This window comes from Mycobacterium sp. (assembly GCF_032159565.1).
In the GTDB taxonomy this organism is placed as follows: domain Bacteria; phylum Actinomycetota; class Actinomycetes; order Mycobacteriales; family Mycobacteriaceae; genus Mycobacterium.
Genome location: NZ_JAVHWR010000134.1, coordinates 60,724 through 80,771, shown reverse-complemented (window position 1 = coordinate 80,771; position 20,048 = coordinate 60,724). Strand labels below are relative to the sequence as shown.

Below are 20,048 nucleotides of genomic sequence, written 5' to 3'. Positions count from 1 at the left end.
CTGCGCCTCATCACCTACAGCCTCGGTAACGGTGCCGCAGTATCAGACGTCGCCCGCCACACCGGCTGGTCGAGCCGCACGCTGCAGCGCCAATGCGCCGCCGTCTACGGCTACGGGCCAGCGATGCTGCGGCGCATCCTGCGGTTCCGCCGCGCCGTCCGACTGCTGGACGACGGCGTCTCCGCGGCCGACGCGGCGGCCGCGGCCGGTTACGCCGACCAACCGCACCTGCACCGCGAGGTCCGTGAATTGACCGGCATGCCGCTGGCGTCGCTGCGTCAGGGCAGCCGGCAGAACAGGTCTACCGACGTGCCGTCGGGATCGGTCACGGTCGCATAGCGCTGGCCCCACGGGGCGTCGAACGGCTTCAGGGCGCCGGCATGCCCTGCGCCGGTGATCCGCCCGAAAAGCGCGTCGACGTCCGACGGGACGTTCACCCTGAACGCCAGCGCCACCCGGCCCTGTTGCGTCGGCGGGGTCCAGCTGGGGTGCATGCCGGCGATGATCTCCTCGTCGTCGAAGGCCAGCTTGTTGCCGCCTGGCAGGTCGACTTCGACATGCGGGCCTTCCGATTGGGGAATGCCCAGTCCCAGTAGCCGATAGAAGTCGAGCGCGCGCTGCAGGTCCTTGGTGGCGATCTCGACGACGGTTGGTGTCAGTGCAATGTCCATGCCTGCACGCTAGGTCGGCTGACCGGCCCGTCGTGAACGAATCGGACACGGACTACTCGAGTCGATCCAGTAGTTCGGCCAGATCCTTTGGCCGCGAGTAGAACGGCGAGTGGCTGCCCGGCATCTCGATGATCTCGGCATTCAACCAATCGCGTGCAATCCGTCGCGACCACTCGGGAATCACGACCCGGTCCTCGTCGCATACCACGTAAGTGGATTTGACGACGGGCAGGGCAGGCAGGGAACACGGCACTCGGTAGGGCCACGTGGCCTGCGGACGCAGTCGCGCGAAAGCGGCCGATGTCGTGCGCTCGTCGCAGTCGCCGAAGAGGTGAAAGTGGGTCAGTCCTTCGTCGACCCACGCCGTGCGCCCCTCCGAATCCCTCTTCCCGAGGCCGCGGGTGTAATCCGGGTGCAGCATCTCCGCCTCATCGGCGATCTGCTGCGCAAAGGATCGTCCGGGAATCGGCGGCATCGCGCAGAGATAGACGAGGCGTCGCATCGGCCGCTGCGCGGCGACGAGCGGAACGACCTGGCCCGCCAATGAATGTCCGACGACGACAAGATCATCGCCGTCGATGTCTGCAACTGCGCCGCATACGATGTCGGCATAGTCGTCGAACGACGGCGAGCTGTCGTCAACGGGAAGATCCATCGTGATCACTCGGTGACCCAACGCAACAAGTTCGGGCGTGAGCCGTTCCCAACACCACGCCCCGTGCCACGCGCCGTGCACCAATGCAAATGTCGACATCACACGCTCCCCTGCTGATCAGGCGATCCTACGAAGGGGTCCGACGAACGGTGGCCGGGTTAGCGATCCCGGATGTCGTCGAGACGCGTCGTGGCTTCTTCGAAGCCGGACACCAACTCGGCGATGATGTCGGCGACCGGCCGGATCTCGTTCATCCGGCCGACGATCTGACCGACGGGCATCGCGACGGCCGTCGGGTCCGACGACTCGCTCATGCGTTGGTGCGCCTCACTGACGAGGATGTTCTGAAGCGGCATCGGCAGCGGCTCGGGTGCGTCGGGTGCATCCCAGGCATCCGTCCACCGGCTCTTGAGCAGCCGCGCGGGTTTGCCGGTGTAGATGCGCCGACGCACGGTGTCACTGGATGTCGCGCCGAGCAGCGCCTGCTGGATCACCGATGTGCCGCCGTCGGTACGAACGCCGAGATCGTATTCCGCGGACGTCAGGAACGCTGATCCCATCCATACGCCGGACGCACCGAGCGCGAGGGCGGCAGCCACCTGGCGTCCGGTGCCGATGCCACCGGCGGCGAGCACCGGGGCCCGACCATCAAGGGCGTCAACGATTTCCGGCCACAACACCATCGAGCCGATTTCGCCGGTGTGCCCGCCGGCCTCGTGACCCTGGGCGACGACGATGTCGACGCCGTTGTCGACGTGGCGTTGCGCGTGTTTGGCGCTGCCCGCCAGCGCGGCAACCGGGACACCGGCCTGGTGAACCTGATCGATGACGTCCGCGGGCGGCGAGCCGAGCGCGTTGGCGATCAGCTTGATCGGATGCCGCAGCGCCACCTCGACGTGCGACCGCGCGACCGAGTGCAGCCAGCCGAGTACGCCCGCGGAGCGTTCTTCGCCCTCGGGCAGCGGCGGCACACCGAGGTCGGCGAGCGTCTTGCCGACGAAGTCGCGATGCGCCTGCGGGATCAGCTTGCCGATATCGGCGGACGTGCCCTCGGCCGGAATCTTGGCGGGCATCACGACGTCGACACCGTAGGGCCTGCCGTCGGTGTTCTCGTCCATCCAGTGCAACGCGCCTTCGAGGTCGTCGGGGTCGTTGAACCGGACGCATCCGAGCACACCAAGGCCGCCCGCCTTGCTGACTGCGGCCGCCACCTTCTCCGACGGGGTGAAGACGAAGATCGGATAGGTGATGCCGAAGCGGTCACACAGTTCGGTGTGCATCTACTTCCCCCGTCGCTTCGCTCGCCCCATCACGACGGTGTTCCCACATGGTTGGCGTGCACGTCGTCGGCGGGGCGCTCCTCGGTGGTGTCCTTCGCCCACCGGTAGTCGGGCTTGCCTGCAGGTGTGCGGTGGATTTCGTCGACCCACCAAACCTTGCGCGGCACTTTGTAACCGGCGATCTCCTGGCGCACGAACGTGTCGAGTTCGGCCAGCGTCGGGTTGGTCCCGGGCCTGCGGTGCACGACGGCGGCAACGCAGTTGCCGAATCGCTCGTCCGGCACGCCGACGACCAGCGCGTCGAACACGTCACGGTGGCCTTTGAGGGCGGCCTCCACTTCTTCCGGGTAGATCTTTTCGCCGCCGCTGTTGATGGACTGCGAACCGCGGCCGAGCATCGTGACAGTTCCGTCTGCCTCCACCTCGGCGTAATCGCCCGGGATCGCGTAGCGCACGCCGTTGAACGTCTTGAACGTCTCCGCGGTCTTCTTCTCGTCCTTGTAGTAGCCGACGGGGATGTTGCCCTTCTTCGCGATGAGCCCGCGCACTCCGGATCCCGGCTTCACCTCGTTGCCGTTCTCGTCGAGCACGACGGTGCGGTGATCGATCGCCACCCGCGGTCCGCCGGTATGCGACTCGCCTTTGGCCACGATGCTGGTGCCGCCGAAGCCCGTTTCGGAGGACCCGATCGAGTCGGTGATCACCCGGTTGGGCAGCAGCTCAAGGAATTTCTCCTTGATGCTGGTCGAGAACAAGGCCGCCGTGCTGGCCAACAGGAACAGGCTCGACAGGTCGGGCTCGTGACCGGAGTCATGCATCTTGGTCAACGCGTCGAGCAGCGGCCGGGCCATCGCATCGCCGGTGAAGAACAGCAGGTTCACCTTGTGCTTCTCGATCGTCTGCCACACTTCGTCGGCGTCGAATTCCGGTGCCAGCACTGTCGTTTGACCCGAGAACACCGACATCCAGGTAGCCGACTGCGTCGCACCGTGGATCATCGGCGGGATCGGGTAGCGGATCATCGGCGGATTCTCCGCGGCGGCCTTGGCAAGGTCGTACTCGTCGGAGATGAACTCGCCGGTCGCGAAATCGGTGCCGCCGAACAACACTCGGTAGACGTCCTCGTGGCGCCACATGACGCCCTTCGGAAATCCGGTGGTGCCGCCGGTGTAGAGCAGATAGATGTCGTCGGCGCTGCGCTCGCCGAAATCGCGCTCAGGCGAGGCCTGCTCGAGCGCCGCGAAGAACTCGACGCCGCCGTAGCGCTGGAAGTCGTCGTCGCTGCCGTCCTCGACTGCGAGGATGGTCTTGACGTTGGGCGTTTCGGGGAGCACATTGGCGACCCGGTCGGCGTAGCGCCGCTCGTGCACCAGCGCAACCATGTCCGAGTTCTCGAAAAGATACTTCAGCTCGCCCTCGACGTAGCGGAAGTTGACGTTGACCAGGATGGCGCCGGCCTTCACGATGCCGAGCATCGCGATGACGATCTCGATGCGGTTGCGGCAGTACAGGCCGACCTTGTCGTCCTTCTTCACACCCTGGTCGATCAGGTAGTGCGCGAGGCGGTTGGCCTTCTCCTCCAGCTGCGCGTAGGTCAGCTGGTCGTCGCCGCAGATCAGCGCGACGCGGTCTGGCACGGCGTCGATGGCGTGCTCGGCGAGGTCTGCAATGTTCAGGGCCACGGACACCAAACTAGAACGTGTTACATTTCGTGACAAGTCTGTGGCATCGATGCAGGAAGGCGGACGGTTCCGTGAGCGACGGTGAAAATCCCGAGAAAGGCCCCGACGCCCTCATTGAGCAGCGCGGACACACGCTGATCTTGACGCTCAACCGCCCCGAGGCGCGTAACGCACTTTCCACCGAGATGCTCTCGATCATGGTCGAGGCGTGGGACCGCGTCGACGACGATCCTGAGATCAGGTCATGCATCCTGACCGGTGCCGGCGGCTACTTCTGCGCCGGGATGGACCTCAAGGCGGCGACGGCCAAGCCGCCGGGCGACTCGTTCGCCGACGGCAGCTACGACCCGTCGCGCATCGACGCCCTACTGAAGGGGCGCCGGCTGACCAAGCCGCTCATCGCAGCCGTTGAGGGGCCCGCGATCGCAGGCGGCACCGAGATCCTCCAGGGCACCGACATCCGGGTCGCGGCCGAAAGCGCCAAGTTCGGCATCTCCGAGGCCAAGTGGAGCCTCTATCCGATGGGCGGTTCCGCTGTGCGGCTGGCGCGCCAGATTCCCTACACGGTGGCGTGCGACCTGTTGCTGACCGGACGGCACATCACCGCGGCCGAGGCCAAGGAGATGGGCCTTGTCGGATACGTGGTGCCGGACGGCACAGCGCTGGAGAAGGCGCTCGAGATCGCCGAGGTGATCAACAAGAACGGGCCGCTCGCGGTGCAGGCGATCCTGAGGACGATCCACGAGACCGAGGGCATGCACGAGAACGAGGCCTTCAAGATCGACACCAAGATCGGCATCGAGGTGTTCATCTCCGACGACGCCAAGGAAGGCCCGCTGGCGTTCAAGGAGAAGCGCGCGCCCAATTTCAAGATGCGTTGACGTGCGGGTGCCGTTCGTCTGTGAGCAATAGGACGCCGGACTCGGCGCGTGAGAGACACAGTCGCTTGCGAGCTCGCGCGAACGTCAGGTGCAGCGACCCGTCGAGATACGAATCGAGCACCCGAGGATCGACATAGTTCTTCCGGCACACCGCGCGGGTGTTGTTGAGCCGCTCCGCGGCCGCGTCGATGGCCTTGTTGATCTTGCGTTTGGCGTCGGTCAGCGACCGGGACGGGCCGATTCGGACCAGTGCGTCCGCGACCGTTACGGTGCCGCCCCAGGTGCGGAAGTCCTTGGCAGTGAAGATCTCCCGGGCGATCTCGCGTAGGTAATTGTTGACCTCGGCCGATCCGACGTGGACTACCCGTCCGTCGTCGTCGATGTAGGCGAAGAGTTTCTGCCCGGGCAACTCGTGGCAGGCATATACGATCTTGGCCAGCCGCGGGTCAGACAGCCGCACGCGTTGTTCCTTGCCGGACTTGGCCCGGAATTCGAACATCACCGTGGTTGGGTCCTCGAACCGGACGTGGTCGTGGCGCAGCGTGGTTAGGCCGTAATGCTCGTTCTGCCGGGCGTACTCGTCGTTGCCGATGCGTATCAACGTCATGTCCATCAGGCGCAGCACCGCGCCGAGCACCTTTTCGCGAGACAGCCCCGGCAGGTCCAGGTCGTGATCAACCCGGCGCCGCAATCCCGGCAGCGCCCGCCCGAAGTGACCAATGCGGTGAAACTTCGTGCGGTCGCGCACCTCGCGCCAGCGCGGGTGGTAGATGTACTGCTTTCGACCGCGTGAGTCGCGACCCGTGGCAAGGATGTGCCCGTCGGGCCGCGGGCTGATCCACACGTCGGTCCAGGCCGGAGGGATGCCGATCGCGTCTATCCAGGCCCGATCGTCGCCGCAGACCAGGCTGCCGTCCGGGCGCCGGTATATGCAACCGTCCTCGACGCGCTCTCTGGTGATGCCCGGATCGGAATCGGTGACATACGTCAGGCCTGCGCATTCCGCGACGGCGGGGTCGAGGCGACTCATCCCTCCGGGATGCCCACGTTGACGCGACCCATTCACGATGTTTAGGCGGGAGGATTGCGGCGACACGACGTCAATGACCCGGGTAACCGAACAGGGCGACATCTTCTTTTGCTACCGCCCCAAGGTGGACGCGCAACACGTGCGTGGCCTCGACGACGTGGCGCGTTTCTACGTCATTCTCAAGCCGGACGCGAAGGCGAGATTCCGGCGGATGATCGTCGGCCGCAAACGGCTACCCATCGTCGAGGACCACGAGCGGGCATGGGGATTCATCGATCTTGTCACCGAGGAGGCGGCCGAGCTCGAGGACGAACTCGATCCGTACGCTTATCAGACCAAGTCCCGGGGCACGCGTGTCGAGCCGGCGGTGCGACCGTCGGGCGAGGGTGTGTACGCCATCGTCGATCACGGCGGCCACACCCACATCGCCTATGCGCTCGAGTTGCCCAAGACGCCAGGACCGGTCCAGGCTGCGTTCCAGATCCGGCCGAACGCCAGCCTCATCGTGACCGTTCGCAACCCAGAGGCGCCGGCCCCGCCGGATCGGCCGCGAGCCGGGCTGCCGCCGTCGCAAAGGCCCGAATACCCGGACGCGTTGTGGGCGACATTCGGCGACCGGAGGTTCACGAAGCTGGACCCGCCCGACTTCCTCGACTACCCGGGCACCGAGTTGGTCTTGATCGGCGCAAGTCCGGACGTCACCCGCGAGTTGGGCATCGCGCTGCCGACGAAACGGGAATCCCGGCGATCCGCGGACGTGTTCACCGAGCTGGGCATGGAACGCGACCTCCACCCCGCGGAGCCCCTGCTCACCGGCCAATGGCGGTAGGCGACGATCACCGAGCGCCACTCGACGCGCATGTTCCTGCGGGACAAGTCGGTACGGCCCGGCCAGGGACCGAGGCCCTGACGCTCGCGATGCGGGCGCCCTCGAGTTCGAACGTCCAGCCATGGCATCTCGTTGTAGGGGCGATGGGGATTTCCCGTCATGCCGCCGAGGCGCGACGACCGGAATCGTCTGCATGCACCGCGGTCTCGACTTCGTCGACCGCTGAGGTCGCCATGCACCGCGAACGACCGTGTCTGCGGACGACACGCCGCCAACAACCGGCATTCTGCGCGCGTTCGTCGGCAGCGAGCGACCGCTAGTGCACACAATCTTCGGCGTGTCGGCGTGCAGACACGTTCACTCGCGCTACGTGGTGAGGGGCTTGGCCGGGCTGAACTTCACCGGCATCTTCTCCAGTCCGCTGACGAAGTTAGCTCGGCGAAGGGGCAATTCGTCATCGGACACCAGCTGCATGTCCGGCAACCGCTTCAGCAGGCGCTCCTGCATCAACGAAAGCTCCAGGCGCGCAAGCTGGTTGCCAAGACAGAAATGGGTGCCGAAACCGAACGCCAGGTGGTTGTTCGGATAGCGGGTGACATCGAACTGCTCGGGGTTCTCGAACACCTTCTCGTCGAAGTTGGCGGACTCGAAGAGCAGGATCATCTTCTCGCCCGCCTTGAGCTGAGTGCCGTGGAACTCGGTGTCCGCGGTGATGGTGCGGGCCATGTTCTTCACCGGAGCGGTCCAGCGCAGCATCTCTTCGATCGCATTCGGCAGCAGGTCCAGGTCCTTGATCAGGCGCTGGTGCTGATCGGGATGACGCATCAACTGTCTGGTGCCGCCCGACAGCGTGTGCCGGGTGGTTTCGTCGCCGCCGATCAACAGCAGCAGGACCTCGGTGACGATCTGGTGATCCTCGAGCTTCTCCCCCTCTACCTCGGCGTGCACGAGAACGCTGACGAGGTCGTCGGTGGGTGCGCTCTTGCGTTCGGCGATCATCCCCGTCATGTACTCGCTGTACGCGGCGAACGCCTCCATCGTGACCTGCATGTCCGCCGGATCGGCCGTACTGCTCAAGGCGTTCATCAGGTCGTCGGACCACCGCAGGAACATCTCGCGCTCCTGCGGACGCACCCCCAGCATGTCGCCGATGACCGCCATCGGCAGGGGCGCGGCGATGTCCCGGACGAAGTCGCACTCCCCGCGCTCGCACACCGCGTCGATCAGGGTGTCGCACAGGGAAATAATCGATCCCTCGAGGTCTTTCACGCGCTTGCGGGTGAAGCCGGAGTTGACGAGTTTGCGTCGCAACAGGTGCTGCGGGTCGTCCATCTCGATCATCATCTCGACGCCCGGCTGGTCCGGTCGGATGCCACCCGCGTTCGAGAACAGTTCGGGGCCCCGCTCGGCCTCGATCACCGCTGCGTACGTCGCGGCGGCGGCCAAACCGTTTCGGTCCCGGAAGACCGGCTCGTTCTCGCGCATCCAGTTGTAGATGGGGTGCGAGTCGCCGGCGTAGAAATCGCCGTCGGTCAGATCAACGTCTGGTCTGGTAAGGGTCATGCCTGCCTCCATCGGTTGATAAGGGAATCTAGACGACGCGTCAACAGGCGGATCTGCATTACCGTGAACCCGCATGACCGCCAGCAGAACCACATTCGCATTGGTCGTGCTCGCGGCGGCACTTGCCCTCGCCGGGTGTGGCGACGACAAGCCGGCCCCAAAAGCGTCGTCGCAGTCGAGCACGCAGCCCGTCCCTGGCTCGGCCATCGATGCGTGCAAGCTGGCAAGCGCAGACGACATCGCCAAGCTGCTCGGTAAATCGGTCGAAGGCAGGCCGATCGGGGCAAGCCCCCAGGCACCCGCCTGCACGTGGGAGAACCGCGACACCTACGAATCGGTCACAGTCGAGATCGGCAACCCCGGGACGGCGATCAACGGCACGCTTCCGCCACCCCAGCCGGGTTTCCCCGAGGTCGGCACGCCTGGCCCGGACGGGATGCGCTTCCTGGCCAGCGGCATGGTCGAGTTCCCCGCTGCCGGCCGCGCGAACACCGTGCAGGTCGCGGTGTTGTCGCTGATGGGCCAGGATGCGGACAACGCGGCGGTAGACCTGGCCCGCAAGGTCGGGCCCCAACTACCGCAGTAGCCGAACTACAGTGACCGGGATGTCCGAGTCACAGCACACCATCGCCGGCACCGTGCTCACCATGCCGGTCAGGGTCCGCAAGGCCGACGTGCACAGCGCGATGTTCACGGTCGATGCCGATGCCGCGCAGCGCCTCATCGGCTACAGCGGCCTGAACGCCTTCCAGATGCGGCCGGGCCGCGCCGTGGTCAACCTGCTGCTGACCCGGTTCATCGACTGTGACCTCGGGCGCTACAACGAGTTTTCGTTCTGCGTGATGGTGCAGCCGCCCGGATCGGATGTCCGCGGGCTGCGAGCCTTTGGTCAGGCGGGCACCTTCGTTCACCGGATGGTGGTCGATCAGACGTTCACGCTGGAGGCGGGCAGACAAATCTGGGGATACCCGAAGATCCTGGCGGACTTCACCGTTCACGACGGCAATCCGTTCGGGTTCGACGTCAGCGTCGACGGATCGCTGATCGTCGAAATGGGCATCGGTCGCGGGTTGCCGGTACCGATGCCCTCGCGTCCGCAGTCGCTGCTCACCTACACGAACATCGACGGCACGATCCGGGAGACCGCCGCCGAACAGCTCGCGTCTGGGTTCCACGCCCGCATCGGCGGCGCGACCGTGAAGCTGGGCGATCACCCCTATGCCAAGGAGCTCGCGTCGCTGGGACTGCCCAAGCGCGCGATGGCCTGCATGTCGATAGCCAACGTCGACATGACCTTCGGCGACGCCAGCGTGATCCGCTAGATCAGGGTCGCCAGTTCGCGGATCTGATCGCCGTTGCGACCGGTCACCACCATCGTCGTGACGCCCGCGGCCTCCCACACCTTGATCTGCTCACGCACGTAGTCGAGATCGCCGACGATCGCGGCGTCGTCGACGAGCTCGTCGGGGATGACGGTCGCCGCTTCGTCCTTGCGGTCCGTGCGGAACAGCGTGGTCACGTCGTCGACCACGTCGGCGTAGCCCATCCGGCGGTACACGTCGGCGTGGAAGTTGGTGTCCTCGGCGCCCATCCCGCCCATGTAAAGCGCCAGGTACGGCTTCATCGCGGCGAACGCGGCGGGCCGGTCGTCGGTGATGACGATGTTGGCCGTCGCACAGACCTCGAAATCCTCGCGGCTGCGCCGCGCGCCGGGCCGGGCGAAGCCCTCGTCGAGCCACTCGTTGTAGGTGTCTGCCATGCGCGGGGTGTAGAAGATCGGCAGCCAGCCGTCGCAGATCTCGGCCGCCATCGCCACATTCTTCGGGCCCTCCGCCCCAAGCATGATCGGGATGTCGGCGCGCAGCGGATGGGTGATCGGCTTGAGCGACTTGCCCAGCCCGGTGGTGCCCTGCCCGGTCAGCGGCAGCGGGTAGTGCGGGCCGTCACTGGTCACCGGTTTCTCGCGGGCCCAGACCTGCCGGATGATGTCGATGTACTCGCGGGTGCGGGCCAGCGGCTTCGGGAACTTCTGGCCGTACCAACCCTCGACGACCTGAGGTCCCGATACGCCGAGCCCGAGGATGTGCCGGCCGCCGGACAGGTGATCGAGGGTCAGCGAGGCCATCGCGCAGGCGGTCGGCGTGCGCGCGGAGAGCTGCACCACCGAGGTGCCCAGCCGCAGCCGGCTGGTCGCCGAACCCCACCAGGCCAGCGGGGTGAAGGCATCCGACCCCCAGGCCTCCGCGGTGAACACGGTGTCGAAGCCGGCCTCCTCGGCCGCGGCGACCAGTTCGGGAGCATTCTCAGGCGGCTGCGCGCCCCAATATCCCAGCTGCAAACCCAGCTTCATTTAGATCGCCTTCCGACCCGTTCTTGAAACCATTCTTAGAACCTGTTCTACTCGACGCTGTGACCACCAGCCAAAGCAGCCCGGTGCAGATCGACACGCATGAGCCGCCACTCTCGGCGCCGCTGAAGCTGTCGTTCGACTACACCCGTTCAGTGGGACCGCTCCTGAGTCAGTTCTTCACCGCCCTGCGCGGACGACGCATCCTCGGCGTCCGCGGCTCCGATGGGCGGGTGCTTGTTCCGCCCGCTGAGTATGACCCCATGACTTACGAGGCGTTGACCGAGGTCGTGCCGGTGGCCACCGTCGGGACCGTGCTGTCGTGGACCTGGCAGGCCCACCCCCTCGAGGGTCAGCCGCTGGACAGACCGTTCGCATGGGCGCTGATCAAACTGGACGGCGCCGACACCGCCCTGCTGCATGCGGTCGCCGCGGATTCGTCCGAGGAGATCAGCACCGGCGCGCGGGTGCATGTGCACTGGGTCGACGAACCGGTCGGCGCGATCACCGACATCGGGTATTTCGCCCTCGGTGACACCGAAGAATCAGAACAGCCATCCCTCGGGTCCGACGACCGCGATCCGATCACCATTGCGGTGATGCCGAGCAGCATCGAAATTCAGCACACCGCGTCGCTTCCGGAAACCGCCTATCTCAAGGCGCTCAAGGAGGGCAAGCTGCTCGGCGCGCGCTCCGGCGCGGATGGGAAGCTGTATTTCCCGGCGCGCGAAGCGGATCCGGCCACCGGCAAGGTGCTCGATCAATTCGTCGAACTGCCCGACGAGGGCACGGTGACGACCTTCGCGATCATCAACATTCCCTTCGCAGGCCAGCGCATCAAGCCGCCGTACGTCGCGGCCTATGTGCTGCTCGACGGCGCTGACATCCCATTTCTGCATCTGGTCTCCGAGATCGATGCCAACGAGGTGCGGATGGGCATGCGCGTCAAGGCGGTGTGGAGGCCCCGCGAGGAATGGGACTTCGGCATCGACAACATCGAGTACTTTCGGCCCACCGGCGAACCGGACGCCGACTACGACACCTACAAGCACCACCTCTGAGAGGCTTCACCGTGACTGATGTGGCAGTGGTGGGCTTCGCTCACGCCCCGCATGTGCGCCGCACCGACGGCACCACCAACGGCGTCGAGATGCTGATGCCGTGCTTCGCCTCGATCTATGCCGAACTCGGCCTGAAACAGACAGACATCGGGTTCTGGTGCTCCGGGTCGTCGGATTACCTTGCCGGACGCGCCTTCTCGTTCATCTCGGCGATCGACTCGATCGGCGCGTGGCCGCCGATCAACGAGTCCCACGTCGAGATGGACGCTGCATGGGCCCTGTACGAGGCCTACATCAAGCTGCTCACCGGCGAAGTCGAGACGGCACTGGTGTACGGGTTCGGTAAGTCGTCGGCGGGCACCCTGCGCAGGGTGCTGGCGCTGCAGACCGATCCCTACACGGTCGCGCCGCTGTGGCCGGATTCGGTGTCGATGGCCGGCCTGCAGGCGCGGTTCGGCCTCGACGCGGGCAAGTGGACCGCCGAACAGATGGCGCAGGTGGCCCTGGAGTCCATGGCCGCCGCCGGGCGCACCGATTCGGAGAAGCCCGCGAAGAGCATCGACGAACTTCTCTCGCGGCCCTATTTCGCCGATCCACTGCGCCGCCACGACATCGCACCGATCACCGACGGCGCGTCCGCGATCGTGCTTGCCGCCGGCGACAAAGCGCGCGAACTGCGCGAGAACCCGGCCTGGATCACGGGATTCGAGCACCGCATCGAGACGCCGGCGCTCGGCGCGCGAGATCTGACCACCTCCCCGTCCACCGCCGCTTCGGCACAGGGGGCTACCGGAGGGGACGCGGCCTCGATCGAGGTGGCCGAACTCTACGCACCGTTCAGTCATCAGCAGCTGATCCTCAAGGAGGCGATCGGGCTGTCCGACAGCGCGAAGATCAACCCGTCGGGCGGAGCGCTGAGCGCGAACCCGATGTTCTCCACCGGGCTCGAGCGCATCGGCTTCGCCGCACGGCACATCTTCGACGGCTCGGCGGGTCGGGTGCTTGCCCACGCCACCAGTGGCCCCGCCCTGCAACAAAACCTCGTCGCAGTCATGGAGGGACGATGAGCCGCTTGCGCGAAGAGAAGAAGGGGACGATGAGCCGCTTGCGCGAAGAGAAGAAGGGTAAGTGATGGCGAAGCAATTGGCCGCGGTGTTGGGCACCGGGCAGACCAAGTACGTCGCCAAGCGCAAGGACGTATCGATGAACGGCCTTGTGCGCGAGGCGATCGACAAGGCGCTGGCCGACTCGGGCTCGACCTTCGACGACATCGACGCCGTAGTGGTGGGTAAGGCGCCCGACTTCTTCGAGGGTGTCATGATGCCCGAGTTGTTCATGGTCGATGCGATGGGCGCGACCAACAAGCCGCTGATCCGTGTGCACACCGCGGGCTCGGTGGGTGGCTCCACCGCGATAGTCGCAACCAGCCTGGTGCAGTCCGGCAAGTACCACCGCGTGCTCACCATGGCGTGGGAGAAGCAGTCTGAGTCGAATGCCATGTGGGCCTTGAGCATTCCGGTGCCGTTCACCAAGCCGGTCGGCGCGGGCGCCGGTGGTTACTTCGCCCCCCACGTGCGGGCGTACATCCGCCGCTCCGGGGCGCCGACCAACATCGGGGCCATCGTCGCGGTCAAGGACCGGCTAAACGGGGCCAAGAACCCGCTGGCGCATCTGCATCAACCGGACATCACCGTCGAGAAGGTGATGGAGTCGCCGATGCTGTGGGATCCGATCCGCTACGACGAGACCTGTCCATCGTCGGACGGCGCGGCGGCGATGGTGATCGGCGACGAGCGCTCGGCCGACGCCCGCGTTGCCGATGGTCACCCCGTCGCCTGGATTCACGCCACCGCGCTGCGCACCGAACCGTTGGCTTTCGCGGGTCGCGACCAGGTCAATCCGCAGGCCAGCCGTGACGCGGCCGCTGCGCTGTGGAAGGCGGCAGGCATCACCAGCCCGATCGACGAGATCGACGTCGCGGAGGTCTACGTGCCGTTCTCCTGGTATGAACCGATGTGGCTGGAAAGCCTGGGGTTCGCCCCCGAGGGCGAGGGCTGGAAACTGACCGAGGCCGGCGAGACCGCGATCGGCGGTCGCATCCCGTTCAACCCCTCCGGTGGGGTGCTGTCGTCGAACCCGATCGGTGCGTCGGGAATGATTCGCTTCGCCGAATCGGCCATCCAGGTGATGGGCAAGGCGGGCGAGCATCAGGTCGAAGGCGCCCGCAAGGCGCTCGGCCATGCCTACGGCGGCGGCGCACAGTATTACTCGATGTGGGTGGTTTCCTCCGACAAGCCGGCCGACAAGCCGTGAGCAAAATGAAGTACACCTGCGCGGTGCCGATGTGTCAGATCGACCACCTGGTCGAAATCGCCAAGACCGCAGAGGAAGTCGGCTTCGACTCGATCGCGCTGCCGGACTCGATCTTCTACATGGAGAAGCAGTCGGCGGACTACCCGTACACCGCGGACGGCTCGCGGATGTGGGACGAGAACACCCCGTGGGTGGACCCGCTGATCGCCGCGGGCGCGATGGGTGCGGTGACGTCGAGCATTCGCTTCTACACCAACGTGATGAAGCTGGGCTCACGCAATCCTCTGCTGCTGGCCCGGCAGGTCGGATCGGTGGCCAACCTGACCAACAACCGGTTCGGCTTCGGCGTCGGGATCGGCTGGGCGCCCGAGGAATTCGAGTGGTGCGGCGTGCCTTACGCGAAACGCGGTAAGCGTGTCGACGAGATGATCGACGTCATCAAGCTGGTGCTTGCCGGCGGCATGGTCGAGTTCCACGGTGACTTCTACGACTTCGACAAGCTGCAGATGAGCCCCGCACCCAGCGCGCCGGTGCCGTTCTACGTCGGCGGACACACCGATGTGGCGTTGCGACGCGCCGTGCGTGTCGGCGACGGCTGGACCAGTGCGATGCTGACCTGTGATCAGCTCGGGGAGATCATCGGCAACCTGAACGCCTTGCTGGCCGAACACGACCGTGCCGACGACCCGTTCGAGTTCCAGGCCGTCTGCGTCGACAAGTTCGGTGTCGACGGGCACCGCGAACTTGCCGATGTCGGCGTCACCGACTACATCGGCATGCCGTGGGTGTTCGACGGTCACGGATTCGACGCTGCGCTGGAGAAGAAAAAGGATTCGCTGAAGCGGTTCGCCGATACCTACATCCACTCGGGCTGGCAGGAGTGACGGGGCCTGATCCGTTCCTCGCGTCCGCGGACTCGCCCGTGCACCTGGCGGGCAAGCGCTCCCGCGAGGCCGCGATCGCTCGCGACAAGGAGGCATGGCTGGCGGTTTTCGCCGACGACGCCATCGTCGAGGATCCGATCGGGCCGTCGCACTTCGACCCGGAAGGCACAGGGCACAGGGGCAAGGAGGCGATCGCGCGGTTCTACGACATGGCGATCGCGCCGAGCGAGTTGACGTTCAATTTCGACAAGACCTACCAATGCGGCAACGAGGAAGCCAATGTCGGCACCATCGTGATCCGGTCAAGCGGATTCGAGGTCGTCGCCGAGGGCGTGTTCACCTACCGGGTGAACGACGAGGGCCAGATCATCGCGTTGCGCGCCTACTGGGAACTCGACGCCGCCACCAAGAGCGCCCGCAAGGTCTAAGGCGTTCCCGGCTCGGTGATCTCCCGCAGGCCGGCGACGTAGCGCCGGGCCAGGTCCTGATAGGCACCGGGATTGGTGTCCACCCACATCTGCGCACCGGTGCCCGCGACCGGACCCCTGATCTTGGCGGGCGAGCCCGCGGCGACGACTTCGTCGGGGATCTTCGTGCCGCCGACCACCAGTGAATGCGCCGCAATCAGGCTGCGGGAGCCGATCACGGCGCCATCGAGCACCGTCGAATGGTTGGCGATGACCGCCTCGGACCCGATGTGCACACCGTGGATCACACAACCGTGCGCGACGGTGGCACCCGGTCCGACGTCGACGGGAATACCCGGCGGCGCGTGAAGCACGCAACAGTCCTGCACGTTGGCGCCCTGACGGACGATGATGGGAGCGAAGTCGGCACGCAGCACCGCGTTGAACCACACCGACGCGCCTGCTTCGACGTGCACGTCGCCGACCAGCGTGGCGGTCGGGGCGATGAAGGCGCCCGGATCGACCGTCGGGGATCGGCCCTCGAACGTGTACAGGGGCATTGTCTAGATATACCGCAGGTAAATGGCGTTTACGTTGCGCGGCCGAGGGTAAAAACTGTAACGTGTTCTAGTTAGAGAGCAAGGACGGGAGGCGCGAAGGTGACGGCTGAAACAGCTCACAGTGGTATTCGCGAAATCGACACCGGCGCGCTACCGGACCGGTACGCACGTGGTTGGCACTGCCTCGGCCCGGTCAGGGACTACCTCGACGGCAAGCCACACGGCATCGAGATCTTCGGCACCATGCTGGTCGTCTTCGCCGACTCGCAGGGCGACGTCAAGATCCTCGACGGCTACTGCAGGCATATGGGGGGCAACCTCTCGCAAGGCACGATCAAGGGCGACGAGGTGGCCTGCCCGTTCCACGACTGGCGTTGGGGCGGCGACGGCAAGTGCAAGCTGGTGCCCTACGCCAAGCGCACTCCGCGGCTCGCGCGCACCCGGGCGTGGCACACCGACGTCCGCGGCGGCCTGCTGTTCGTCTGGCATGACCACGAAGGCAACCCGCCTCAAGAAGAGGTTCGCGTTCCTGAGATTCCGGAGTTCACCGACGACGGGTGGACCGACTGGCGATGGAACACGATGCTCATCGAGGGCTCCAACTGCCGCGAGATCATCGACAACGTCACCGACATGGCGCACTTCTTCTACATCCACTTCGGGCTGCCGACGTACTTCAAGAACGTCTTCGAGGGCCATATCGCGTCGCAGTACCTGCACAATGTCGGTCGTCCGGACATCAACGACCTGGGCACCTCGTACGGCGAGGCGCACCTGGACTCCGAGGCCTCCTACTTTGGGCCGTCGTTCATGATCAACTGGCTGCACAACAACTACGGCGGTTTCAAGGCCGAGTCGATCCTGATCAACTGCCACTACCCTGTCAGCCAGGACTCGTTCGTGCTGCAGTGGGGCGTCATGGTCGAGAAACCCAAGGGCCTGGACGAGGAGACCACCGAGAAGCTGGCCCGGGTGTTCACCGAAGGCGTCAGCAAGGGATTCCTGCAGGACGTCGAGATCTGGAAGCACAAGACCCGCATCGACAATCCGCTGCTGGTCGAGGAAGACGGCGCCGTCTATCAGATGCGACGGTGGTATCAGCAGTTCTACGTCGACGTCGCCGACGTGACGCCGGATATGACCGATCGCTTCGAGATCGAGGTCGACACCACCGCGGCCAACGAGAAGTGGCACGTGGAGGTCGAGGAAAACTTGAAGACCCAGGCCGAAGAGAAAGAAAAGGCCGACCAGGCCGCCAATTAGTCACCGTCATGAGTTCGCGCGACAAATCGTCTGATCGCTCCTCGCGTGCGCGCCACGCCACGCCGGACGTCGATCGCCTGGCGCGGTCGATGCTGGCCCTGCACGGCGCGCACGACGACGATGACCACAGCCACGACGGCGACGGCACGACCGGCGGAACGTGGTCCAAGGCACCGGATTTCGCATCCGACCCGGAGCGGGCGGCCGCCGTGCGCGAGGCAACCCAGCGGGACCGGGAGCGCTACCTGAACTCGGGACTGGTGACCGTCGACTGCCGGTTCTGCCATGTGTCGGTCAGCGTGAAAAAGCTGGGTCCCGCGCATACGTCGGTGCAGTGGAACTCCGAGGCGACGCGGCGTTGCGCATTTTTCGCCGAGGTGCGGGAGTCCGGCGGTGAGCCTGCCCGGGCCCGCTCCTGCCCCAAGCTGGCCGACAGCATCAAACACGCGGTGGCCGAAGGCGTTCTGGAGGAAGTGTCCAGCACGCCGTCGCCCGCCGACGGCTAAATTTCTCCGCGCGAGCGTGCACAGTTGCACATAAATTGCCCGCGTGTCGCGCGCAGACACGCACTGTCGCGGAGCAACGTTATAGCCCCTTGAAGCGCTCCCTGACGGCGTCGGCGGTCAACCCGTAGTCCTCCAGCGAATAGGTGTGCTTCGGCGCGCGGGGACCCTGCTTGCTTTCGGCGTCGCTCGCCTGCATGGCGGCGCGGGCGTCGTCAGTCAACTCGATGCCGAAATGCCGGTAGATCTGCTCGACGGTACCGATCGGATCCTTGATCAGCTCGAAGTAGTCCATGTCGTAGAACTGGGCCGAATCGTGTTTTGCCCTTTCGGCAGTGAACAATTCGAGGCCCCGTGACCACGTCTCCATCGCATCCCGGCCGATCAAGTCTCCGGTGAAGCTGTTCGACCAGCCTTCAGTGGTGTGCTGGGCCAGGGAGCACATCGACGCCATGATCGTCTCGACGGGTCGGTGGCATTGCACGACGAGCGCATCAGGGTAGGCGGCCATCAATGCGTCGAGCGCAAACAGGTGACTGGGGTTCTTGAGCACCCAGCGCTTCTCCGCGTCGTTCACTCCGATCAGCTGAAGGTTCTTGCGGTGTCGCTGATACGGCCTGGTCCAGTCCTGCTTGGCCAGCCACTGCGAATATGTCGGAATATGCGCGAGCGTCTCGTAGGACACGGAGTGCAGCGACTGCCGCAGCAGCTGCCAGCACTCTTCGACCTCGTCGGCTGTCATGAAATGCAGCCCGGTGTAATCGGGATTCTCGTCGTGCGCTTGGGTGAATCGGGCATCGAGTTCACGGAAAACGGGGTTCTCCGACCAGGTTTCGCGCGGCGGGCGCGGCTGCGGAAACTCGGCGAGCCACAACTCGAGACCCTGGTGTCGGGGGTCGGCGCTCATCAGCCGGTGTAGAGCCGTCGTTCCGGTGCGCGGCAGCCCGGTGACGAAGATCGGCCGTTCGATCGCCACATCCACATGCTGGGGGTGCTGCTTCCAGGCCGCCTCGGACATCAGCCGCGCGACCAGCGCGTTGCGGACGAAGAAGCGGTTCATCTTGCTGCCGGCCTCCGTCAGGTCGGCGTCGCGTCGATAGGACTCCAGCAGCACGCCGAGGGCTTCTCGATAGTTGTCGTCGTCGGAGCCGAAGTCGTCGAGCCCGCATGCCTTGGTCGCCGAGGCGAGCAGGTCGTCGACGGAACCCGGGTCGGTGCGGTGGCTCATTGCTGGACTCCCGCTCGCTCCGGTCCTCGCTCGTTCCTCGCTGCGATCCTCACTCGCGCTCGTCTGCGCCGGCTCATTGCTGGACTCCCGCTCGTCTGCGTGGACTCATGCCTTGAACTCTCCGCAGTTCACGTCCAACGCCTGGCCGGTGATGCCACTGGACAGATCGCTGGCCATGAAGAGGATCGCGGAGGCCACTTCGTCCTCGGTGGGCAGCCGTTTGAGGTCGCTGTTGACTGCGGCCGCGTTGTAGATCTCTTCGACCGTGGTGCCGTACTTGCCGGCTTGGTGCTTGAAGTAGCCCTCCAGCGTGCCACCCCAGATATACCCGGGCAGAATCGAATTCACCCGGATGCCCTGTTCGCCGAGTTCAGTGGCCAGCGTCTGAGACATGGCCAGCAATGCCGACTTGGCCATCTTGTAGGCGCCGTACTTGGCCTGCGAATGGCGCACCACCATCGAATTCACGTTGACCACCGAACCCTTGGACTCCGCAAGCGCAGGAGTGAAGCCCTGGACCATGCGCAAGGCGCCGAAGACGGTCAGCTCGATGGCGTCGCGCATGTGCTCGAACGTGGTGTTGGCGAAGGGCCTCATCGACGGGACCCGAAAGGCGTTGTTGATCAACACATCAACCCTGCCGTACGCCTCGAGTGTGGCGGAGACGAGGTTCGCCACCTGCGCATCGTCGGTGATGTCGGTGCCCACCGACACCGCACGCCTGCCGAGATCGGTGATCTGCTTGGCGACATCGTCGAGGCGCTCGACGGTTCTGGCTGCCAGCACCAGGTCCGCGCCTGCCTCCGCGCATCGCCGCGCCAGCGTGGTGCCCAGCGCCGGACCGACACCGCTGATGACCACGACTCGGTCCTTGAGGAGTTCGGCTACCAT

The 20,048-nt window shown here is 65.5% G+C and carries 22 protein-coding genes; 12 read left to right on the top strand and 10 right to left on the bottom strand.

What is annotated here, in order from left to right; all coding sequences use genetic code 11:
* Positions 1-339: helix-turn-helix domain-containing protein (locus QOC76_RS18265; RefSeq protein WP_526358892.1), on the top strand; the 339-nt coding region annotated here is incomplete at its 5' end.
* Here the strand turns inward: QOC76_RS18265 and QOC76_RS18260 are convergent.
* The 4 genes from QOC76_RS18260 to fadD19 are packed head-to-tail and all read right to left on the bottom strand — an operon-like array spanning position 279 to position 4,294.
* Complete coding sequence (locus QOC76_RS18260; RefSeq protein WP_526358902.1) at positions 279-665, bottom strand: VOC family protein; 387 nt, start codon at positions 663-665, stop codon at positions 279-281. The two genes, QOC76_RS18265 and QOC76_RS18260, sit on opposite strands and share 61 nt — an antisense overlap.
* 58 nt (positions 666-723) lie before the next feature.
* Positions 724-1,425 (bottom strand): alpha/beta fold hydrolase, encoded by a 702-nt coding sequence (locus QOC76_RS18255; RefSeq protein WP_526358890.1) that lies wholly within the window; start codon positions 1,423-1,425, stop codon positions 724-726.
* Between the two features lie 59 nt (positions 1,426-1,484).
* Positions 1,485-2,606, bottom strand: coding sequence for an NAD(P)H-dependent flavin oxidoreductase (locus QOC76_RS18250; protein ID WP_526358888.1), 1,122 nt, complete (start codon positions 2,604-2,606; stop codon positions 1,485-1,487).
* A 29-nt stretch (positions 2,607-2,635) separates the two neighbouring features.
* Positions 2,636-4,294 (bottom strand): medium/long-chain-fatty-acid--CoA/3-oxocholest-4-en-26-oate--CoA ligase, encoded by a 1,659-nt coding sequence (gene fadD19 / locus QOC76_RS18245; protein ID WP_526358886.1) that lies wholly within the window; start codon positions 4,292-4,294, stop codon positions 2,636-2,638.
* Between the two features lie 65 nt (positions 4,295-4,359).
* On the opposite strand from fadD19, the gene QOC76_RS18240 reads away from it, so the two are divergent.
* Positions 4,360-5,169, top strand: a complete 810-nt coding sequence (locus QOC76_RS18240) for a crotonase/enoyl-CoA hydratase family protein (protein WP_526358884.1) — start codon at positions 4,360-4,362, stop codon at positions 5,167-5,169.
* On the opposite strand, the gene QOC76_RS18235 is transcribed toward QOC76_RS18240, so the two are convergent.
* Positions 5,156-6,199 (bottom strand): DNA topoisomerase IB, encoded by a 1,044-nt coding sequence (locus QOC76_RS18235; protein WP_526358882.1) that lies wholly within the window; start codon positions 6,197-6,199, stop codon positions 5,156-5,158. The two genes, QOC76_RS18240 and QOC76_RS18235, sit on opposite strands and share 14 nt — an antisense overlap.
* A 73-nt stretch (positions 6,200-6,272) precedes the next feature.
* On the opposite strand from QOC76_RS18235, the gene QOC76_RS18230 reads away from it, so the two are divergent.
* Complete coding sequence (locus QOC76_RS18230) at positions 6,273-7,028, top strand: hypothetical protein (RefSeq protein WP_526358880.1); 756 nt, start codon at positions 6,273-6,275, stop codon at positions 7,026-7,028.
* Between the two features lie 366 nt (positions 7,029-7,394).
* On the opposite strand, the gene QOC76_RS18225 is transcribed toward QOC76_RS18230, so the two are convergent.
* Positions 7,395-8,591: a cytochrome P450 gene (locus QOC76_RS18225; protein WP_526358878.1), complete on the bottom strand. Its 1,197-nt coding sequence runs from the start codon at positions 8,589-8,591 to the stop codon at positions 7,395-7,397.
* A gap of 73 nt (positions 8,592-8,664) precedes the next feature.
* Here QOC76_RS18225 and QOC76_RS18220 point away from each other — a divergent pair, with 73 nt between their 5' ends.
* Together QOC76_RS18220 and QOC76_RS18215 are read left to right on the top strand one after the other, a co-directional pair.
* Entirely contained in the window at positions 8,665-9,177 is a 513-nt protein-coding gene (locus QOC76_RS18220; RefSeq protein ID WP_526358876.1) for a hypothetical protein, read from the top strand.
* A gap of 19 nt (positions 9,178-9,196) precedes the next feature.
* Positions 9,197-9,913: an acetoacetate decarboxylase family protein gene (locus QOC76_RS18215; RefSeq protein WP_526358874.1), complete on the top strand. Its 717-nt coding sequence runs from the start codon at positions 9,197-9,199 to the stop codon at positions 9,911-9,913.
* Here the strand turns inward: QOC76_RS18215 and QOC76_RS18210 are convergent.
* Positions 9,910-10,941, bottom strand: a complete 1,032-nt coding sequence (locus QOC76_RS18210) for an LLM class F420-dependent oxidoreductase (RefSeq protein WP_526358872.1) — start codon at positions 10,939-10,941, stop codon at positions 9,910-9,912. The two genes, QOC76_RS18215 and QOC76_RS18210, sit on opposite strands and share 4 nt — an antisense overlap.
* 59 nt (positions 10,942-11,000) lie before the next feature.
* Between QOC76_RS18210 and QOC76_RS18205 the strand changes: the two genes are divergently transcribed.
* From QOC76_RS18205 to QOC76_RS18185, 5 genes are all read left to right on the top strand, one after another.
* Entirely contained in the window at positions 11,001-11,999 is a 999-nt protein-coding gene (locus tag QOC76_RS18205; protein ID WP_526358870.1) for a Zn-ribbon domain-containing OB-fold protein, read from the top strand.
* A complete protein-coding gene (locus tag QOC76_RS18200) occupies positions 11,996-13,066 on the top strand; it encodes a beta-ketoacyl-[acyl-carrier-protein] synthase family protein (protein WP_526358900.1) in 1,071 nt (356 codons plus the stop codon). Before QOC76_RS18205 ends, QOC76_RS18200 begins: the two co-directional genes overlap by 4 nt.
* 64 nt (positions 13,067-13,130) lie before the next feature.
* Positions 13,131-14,312 carry a thiolase family protein gene (locus QOC76_RS18195; protein ID WP_526358868.1) on the top strand — a complete coding sequence of 394 codons (1,182 nt, stop codon included), beginning with the start codon at positions 13,131-13,133 and terminating at the stop codon, positions 14,310-14,312.
* A gap of 5 nt (positions 14,313-14,317) precedes the next feature.
* Positions 14,318-15,196 (top strand): TIGR03619 family F420-dependent LLM class oxidoreductase, encoded by an 879-nt coding sequence (locus QOC76_RS18190; RefSeq protein WP_526358898.1) that lies wholly within the window; start codon positions 14,318-14,320, stop codon positions 15,194-15,196.
* Positions 15,193-15,624, top strand: a complete 432-nt coding sequence (locus QOC76_RS18185) for a nuclear transport factor 2 family protein (protein ID WP_526358866.1) — start codon at positions 15,193-15,195, stop codon at positions 15,622-15,624. Before QOC76_RS18190 ends, QOC76_RS18185 begins: the two co-directional genes overlap by 4 nt.
* Here the strand turns inward: QOC76_RS18185 and QOC76_RS18180 are convergent.
* The gene (locus QOC76_RS18180) at positions 15,621-16,163 is read right to left on the bottom strand and encodes a gamma carbonic anhydrase family protein (protein ID WP_526358864.1); all 543 of its coding nucleotides are present in this window, start codon (positions 16,161-16,163) and stop codon (positions 15,621-15,623) included. The two genes, QOC76_RS18185 and QOC76_RS18180, sit on opposite strands and share 4 nt — an antisense overlap.
* Before the next feature lie 99 nt (positions 16,164-16,262).
* On the opposite strand from QOC76_RS18180, the gene QOC76_RS18175 reads away from it, so the two are divergent.
* Both QOC76_RS18175 and QOC76_RS18170 read left to right on the top strand, forming a co-directional pair.
* The gene (locus QOC76_RS18175) at positions 16,263-17,426 is read left to right on the top strand and encodes a 3-ketosteroid-9-alpha-hydroxylase subunit A (RefSeq protein WP_526358862.1); all 1,164 of its coding nucleotides are present in this window, start codon (positions 16,263-16,265) and stop codon (positions 17,424-17,426) included.
* 8 nt (positions 17,427-17,434) lie between these two features.
* Positions 17,435-17,932 carry a hypothetical protein gene (locus QOC76_RS18170; RefSeq protein WP_526358860.1) on the top strand — a complete coding sequence of 166 codons (498 nt, stop codon included), beginning with the start codon at positions 17,435-17,437 and terminating at the stop codon, positions 17,930-17,932.
* Between the two features lie 79 nt (positions 17,933-18,011).
* Here the strand turns inward: QOC76_RS18170 and QOC76_RS18165 are convergent, their stop codons facing one another.
* On the bottom strand, positions 18,012-19,157 hold the full coding sequence (locus QOC76_RS18165; protein WP_526358858.1) for a sulfotransferase: 1,146 nt from the start codon (positions 19,155-19,157) through the stop codon (positions 18,012-18,014).
* A gap of 105 nt (positions 19,158-19,262) precedes the next feature.
* Complete coding sequence (locus QOC76_RS18160; protein WP_526358856.1) at positions 19,263-20,048, bottom strand: SDR family NAD(P)-dependent oxidoreductase; 786 nt, start codon at positions 20,046-20,048, stop codon at positions 19,263-19,265.

Excerpts from the sequence above, each read along its gene's own strand:
- QOC76_RS18255 (WP_526358890.1), bottom strand. The coding sequence starts at position 1,425 with ATGTCGACATTTGCATTGGTGCACGGCGCGTGGCACGGGGCGTGGTGT.
- QOC76_RS18250 (WP_526358888.1), bottom strand. The coding sequence starts at position 2,606 with ATGCACACCGAACTGTGTGACCGCTTCGGCATCACCTATCCGATCTTC.
- QOC76_RS18235 (WP_526358882.1), bottom strand. The coding sequence starts at position 6,199 with ATGAGTCGCCTCGACCCCGCCGTCGCGGAATGCGCAGGCCTGACGTAT.
- QOC76_RS18230 (WP_526358880.1), top strand. The coding sequence starts at position 6,273 with ATGACCCGGGTAACCGAACAGGGCGACATCTTCTTTTGCTACCGCCCC.
- QOC76_RS18225 (WP_526358878.1), bottom strand. The coding sequence starts at position 8,591 with ATGACCCTTACCAGACCAGACGTTGATCTGACCGACGGCGATTTCTAC.
- QOC76_RS18220 (WP_526358876.1), top strand. The coding sequence starts at position 8,665 with ATGACCGCCAGCAGAACCACATTCGCATTGGTCGTGCTCGCGGCGGCA.
- QOC76_RS18215 (WP_526358874.1), top strand. The coding sequence starts at position 9,197 with ATGTCCGAGTCACAGCACACCATCGCCGGCACCGTGCTCACCATGCCG.
- QOC76_RS18210 (WP_526358872.1), bottom strand. The coding sequence starts at position 10,941 with ATGAAGCTGGGTTTGCAGCTGGGATATTGGGGCGCGCAGCCGCCTGAG.
- QOC76_RS18195 (WP_526358868.1), top strand. The coding sequence starts at position 13,131 with ATGGCGAAGCAATTGGCCGCGGTGTTGGGCACCGGGCAGACCAAGTAC.
- QOC76_RS18190 (WP_526358898.1), top strand. The coding sequence starts at position 14,318 with ATGAAGTACACCTGCGCGGTGCCGATGTGTCAGATCGACCACCTGGTC.
- QOC76_RS18180 (WP_526358864.1), bottom strand. The coding sequence starts at position 16,163 with ATGCCCCTGTACACGTTCGAGGGCCGATCCCCGACGGTCGATCCGGGC.
- QOC76_RS18170 (WP_526358860.1), top strand. The coding sequence starts at position 17,435 with ATGAGTTCGCGCGACAAATCGTCTGATCGCTCCTCGCGTGCGCGCCAC.
- QOC76_RS18165 (WP_526358858.1), bottom strand. The coding sequence starts at position 19,157 with ATGAGCCACCGCACCGACCCGGGTTCCGTCGACGACCTGCTCGCCTCG.
- QOC76_RS18160 (WP_526358856.1), bottom strand. The coding sequence starts at position 20,048 with ATGGTAGCCGAACTCCTCAAGGACCGAGTCGTGGTCATCAGCGGTGTC.